The sequence below is a fragment of the Acinetobacter sp. YH16038 genome (genome assembly GCF_013417275.1).
In the GTDB taxonomy this organism is placed as follows: domain Bacteria; phylum Pseudomonadota; class Gammaproteobacteria; order Pseudomonadales; family Moraxellaceae; genus Acinetobacter.
The window spans coordinates 1-3,359 of sequence record NZ_VPEG01000096.1 but is presented as its reverse complement, the minus strand read 5'-3'; the positions used below and the strand labels follow the sequence as shown (position 1 = coordinate 3,359).

Below are 3,359 nucleotides of genomic sequence, written 5' to 3'. Positions count from 1 at the left end.
TATTTGTTTTCCCCGTGTTTGTAAGCCAAAGCTCTTTTGCTTTTTCCTGGGAAGAAAACTCTACAAGGATGGGAGATACTTGTAGACTAGCTGCTTGTGCTAAAGAACAAAAGGAAGAAGCTAAAAGAGTCACCATATAGATATGCTGACGATTTAATATTTTTTCAAATATACCTTGCAATAGCCTCTCCTTGTTTACTTATAACTTAATTAGTAAGTAATTTTAGCAGTCACAACATCAGTATATACACCTGCCTTAACATTTGTGTTGCCTTTTAATTTCGCATAGACAGGCAACTCTTGTGCTTTACCTGTACCGGTTTGCTCTAGTGCTTGATCAACTGTTTTACCCCAGATCTTTTGTGCACCGGTATCTTGGAATAAATCATAAGCCACGACAGAAGTACTGTCAGATTTATGCTTCATTTGACGTTCGCTATCCAGTACCACTTTATAAGGTGTGCCAATGGTACATGTAGCTGTTAATTTACCTGTTTGGGTACGGTTTACATCGGTTGAACGATCTAAACTTCCGAAATCAATATCTGTAGCTGAATTAAATTCACACGATTCATTGATTGTTAATTTCACTTCAAAGTTCTGTGTTGGGGCAGTAGCTGCTTGTGCTGCAGAAAAGCCAAGTACAGATGAAATGAGCAAAGAAACATATGTAATTTTTTTCATGAGATTGAATCCAATATTTAAGTTCAACCTAACCTTAAAAAGTGGATGAACTTTTGATCAAAGTAGGCGAGGAAATATACGCTCATTAAATAAGCAAGTACATAATTTATTTAGAAAAAATTAGATACTTTACTCTAAATTACTCCAATTAAAAAATTGGCTTAATTAAAAATCAGCTTTTATTTTCCCAAAAAAATGTGATAAGTATCTCATTAAAAATGATTTACTTGCTGTACGGATCATATAGTAAATAAAAAACAACTATTATTGAAACCAATAAAAACCATGAAAATAATCTAAAAAAACAATTAATATGAATTTCGAGCTTATAATTTTTAAAGTCATTAATGAAAAATGCTTTGTAGGTAAATTTCTGTTAGCGGGGAAATGTTCATTTACAGCAATTGCCGTTAGAGCGTATTGAAAATAATTTTTATTATTCAATTCTTGATATTTTTAAAACTAAAACAGACGATAAAGTTATATTGAGTCGAGAGGGTTGGTGGAAAAATACGTTATTAACAAGAAGATTTGGCTATAACTCCAATTAACTATTTATTTAATATTTCTAAAATTAACATAATACACCTTATACGAAACGTTTTGTAAAAACCATTTTAAAACAATGCCTTATATCTGTAAAAACAGCCTAAGCACGCTCTCTTAGGCTGTTTTATCAATCTTTCATGTTCCACGATCGATAAGTAAGCAATATTTCAAAAGTTTATTTAATAAAAATTTAAAGCATTAACTTATGTAAATTAAGTAACTTACGTAAGTTACTTAATTTTATCTAATACGATTTTTTGCAGTTCTTCAGCAGATAGTTTTTCTAGTTGACTAATAGCAGCTTTTAAAATGATAGAACGATTGGCCTTAGCAACTCTACAATTTACCAAAAGAGTATCTATTTGATGATTGACATCTTCAGTTAAAGAGAAGGTGTATCTTTTATAAGTTTGCTGTGTTGGCTCTATTTTCTTAACACGTTTGGTTGCACCCTGAATAAAGTCCTCGATTTTTTCTTCGTTTAAACTTTGCTCAGATTTTTTTAAGCCTTTAAGTGCCATTAAAGATCTCCTAAAAACTCTTTAGCAATTTGTTCAATTTCTTGTTTAGCTTTTTCATCAGATGACATTTCAAAGACAGATAATCCATTTTCATCAGCATCATCATAGATATTTCGATTACACGTAAAATTGTTAAGTGGAATCAAATCAAAAGATTCACATGCTTCTTTAGCGTCTAATATTCTTTGAAACTGACTTGGTAAAGTTGGACATTGAGTAATAACTGCTCGAGTATAAAGCTCTGGATTTACAGCTTTGGCTAATCGGATCAACTTTTCAACATGAACCAATGTTTTTAGATCACGTCTTTTAGGACGAAATGGCAATAACATATGAGTTGCAATAGTCATTGCTGAACGTAAAGCCTCAGAATCTTGACCACCTGCATCGATAATAATGTCTTGATAGCGTTTAGACAGGTCTAATAATATTTGACGGATATTCCCAGCAGCTTGTACTGAAGGAATACTTTCTACTTTATTGTTGTCATCACGTTCTTTAATCCAATCAGTAGTAGTACCTTGTGGATCAGCATCTAATAATAAAATATCTCTCTTTTTCGCTTGTAAATACACAGCTAAATTTTGGGCGAGGCAACTTTTACCGGACCCTCCTTTTTCACCACCAACTAAAATTATCATCTTGATTATTTAACTTACGTAACTTATTTAAAATTCATTATATAAAGTTTTCTATTTAGATCAATAGTTTATAAATAATAAGATTATTTAACTTGCGCAACTTACGTAACTATCTTGATAATTTATTATTTTATATAGTTTTATTGATTGAAATTTTTTGTTGATTAGTTATATTCTTACAAAAGAAAGCCCCGATGATTTTCAAACTTGGCGGAATGGAATCAATCGAGGCTCGTATCTTTAACAACAATAAGGAGATGAATCCGTCTTGTGTTTGTTATAATCATATACCACAAATTTAGTATATGCAAAGAACAAAAGGCGGTTTACTAAAGTGTAAACCCATGAATTATACAAAAAGTCACTCGACACTGACTAAATTTAGAACGGAATTGGGGACACAGCAGCAACTCGATCTATTCGAGAGTCTACCAAATAAACCATATTGCATGGATGAGAAGCCTGGCTACATGCTCATCCGTACTAAATCCATCGCGGTTAAAAAGCCCTACATTCAGATAAATTCACCCCTGACCACAATTTACTTTGTCTTTGACGATGACAAAGAAGATGCCGCTTTATCCTGGTTTGATGCCGGTTTACCTAAACCCTTTTGGACTACTCAAAACCCTGTTAATGGTCATAGCCATCATTGCTACAAGCTGGAGATACCGCTTTGTACCAGCGACTTTTCCAGCATTAAGGCAATCAAGTATGCCCAGGCGGTTTACTATGCCTATGCGCTCAAAATGGGGGCAGATCGCAACTATTCTCACCTCATTACCAAGAACCCCTTACATCCTCAATGGCGAACCACGTTCTGGACAGAGCGGGCTTATTCCCTGGACTACCTAGCGGACTTTGTTGACCTACCTAAGCGGATTCCGAAGAAGCTCGAAGTTGTCGGCTTAGGACGTAACGTTACAATGTTCGAGAAGGGCCGTCATTGGGCGTATAAGGCCAT

At 34.0% G+C, this 3,359-nt stretch carries 4 protein-coding genes and 2 pseudogenes; 2 read left to right on the top strand and 4 right to left on the bottom strand.

Annotation, left to right across the window (positions count from 1 at the left end; all coding sequences use genetic code 11):
- Both FTV34_RS16810 and FTV34_RS16805 read right to left on the bottom strand, forming a co-directional pair.
- Positions 1 to 181 (bottom strand): annotated as a pseudogene (locus FTV34_RS16810) (molecular chaperone); the annotation flags it as partial.
- A 29-nt stretch (positions 182 to 210) separates the two neighbouring features.
- Positions 211 to 684: a spore coat U domain-containing protein gene (locus tag FTV34_RS16805; protein ID WP_218945736.1), complete on the bottom strand. Its 474-nt coding sequence runs from the start codon at positions 682 to 684 to the stop codon at positions 211 to 213.
- Between the two features lie 383 nt (positions 685 to 1,067).
- Here FTV34_RS16805 and FTV34_RS18050 point away from each other — a divergent pair.
- Positions 1,068 to 1,235, top strand: a pseudogene (locus tag FTV34_RS18050) (GIY-YIG nuclease family protein); the annotation flags it as partial.
- A gap of 228 nt (positions 1,236 to 1,463) precedes the next feature.
- Here FTV34_RS18050 and FTV34_RS16800 read toward each other — a convergent pair.
- Together FTV34_RS16800 and FTV34_RS16795 are read right to left on the bottom strand one after the other, a co-directional pair.
- Positions 1,464 to 1,754, bottom strand: coding sequence for a hypothetical protein (locus FTV34_RS16800; RefSeq protein ID WP_127801923.1), 291 nt, complete (start codon positions 1,752 to 1,754; stop codon positions 1,464 to 1,466).
- Positions 1,754 to 2,395, bottom strand: coding sequence for an AAA family ATPase (locus tag FTV34_RS16795; RefSeq protein ID WP_004728244.1), 642 nt, complete (start codon positions 2,393 to 2,395; stop codon positions 1,754 to 1,756). Before FTV34_RS16795 ends, FTV34_RS16800 begins: the two co-directional genes overlap by 1 nt.
- A 344-nt stretch (positions 2,396 to 2,739) precedes the next feature.
- On the opposite strand from FTV34_RS16795, the gene FTV34_RS16790 reads away from it, so the two are divergent.
- Positions 2,740 to 3,359, top strand: a 620-nt coding sequence (locus tag FTV34_RS16790) for a replication initiation protein (protein ID WP_180070834.1), incomplete at its 3' end; no start/stop codon positions are given.